Annotated in this window: 1 protein-coding gene; it reads left to right on the top strand. The window is 26.4% G+C overall.

Features of this window, described 5'->3' with window-relative positions; translation table 11 throughout:
• On the top strand, window positions 1-678 hold a 678-nt coding region (locus tag DW196_RS11430; RefSeq protein ID WP_158563578.1), incomplete at its 5' end, for a hypothetical protein.
• Between the last annotated feature and the right edge of the window lie 268 nt (window positions 679-946).

Consider the following 946-nt stretch of genomic DNA (forward strand, 5'->3'; position numbering starts at 1 on the left):
TATTTAAATAAAGAAACTAAACTTCCTATTTATGAAGACATTATTACAAAAAAAACTAAAGAAGATGACTCTGTGGAATTTGATATTTCAAAACCACTAAAAGATAATATTGACGAATTGATTTCTGAAAATATCTTAAATTTAAATTATGAAGGCTATCAATCAATAACCTCAAATGATTATGTTGTACGTAATAATGACGGTAGTGAAATAAAACCAAGTGAAACACCTACTGATGATTTAACGTTAATTTTTTATTATACAGGATCTATTTATATTAAAGAGGCTCCTAATATTTCATTCGGGGAAGTAACACGTAATTTAATAGGTAATACATCTGTAAGTCCAGTCAAAAATTTGAGTTCTAGTGAATTAGTATTAATAAATACCTCTAATCAAAATGAATGGAAATTAACTGCTAATCTGCCAAACGGGATATATAATCAATCTAATGATATGGTCAAGTTACAAAGTAATTTAATTTTAAAAAGACCTGACAATTCAGGAAATATTGTATTAAATGACCAACCTAATGTTATAGCTAATAATGATCAGTTATCTGTAGATCCAGTAGGGAAAATTAATTTGGAATCTTCTCTACAGTTAAATGTTTTTAGTAAAAATGACACAGGTAACTATACTGGCACTATAGTGTGGTCTATTGATAGGACCCCTTAAAATAAGTAATGTGTTGAAAATTTTAGTGAATAATTTTTTTATATAATAAGCATAGTGAATGTTCCATAATCATGAAATAATAAATTATTAGAGGAAACCATATAATAATTTATAGCTCGATTGATTCAAATGGAAATAGTCTATCAAAGTAATTGAATTTGTTATATGTTATATAAATAAAGACGAAGAGCCGTTATACTCTTCGTCTTTTACTCATAGAAAGAGATTGATCGTCTATTTCAAACAGTATATATAACCAATCAAAAAA

The sequence above is a fragment of the Vagococcus sp. AM17-17 genome (assembly GCF_003471765.1).
In the GTDB taxonomy this organism is placed as follows: Bacteria; Bacillota; Bacilli; order Lactobacillales; family Vagococcaceae; genus Vagococcus; species Vagococcus teuberi.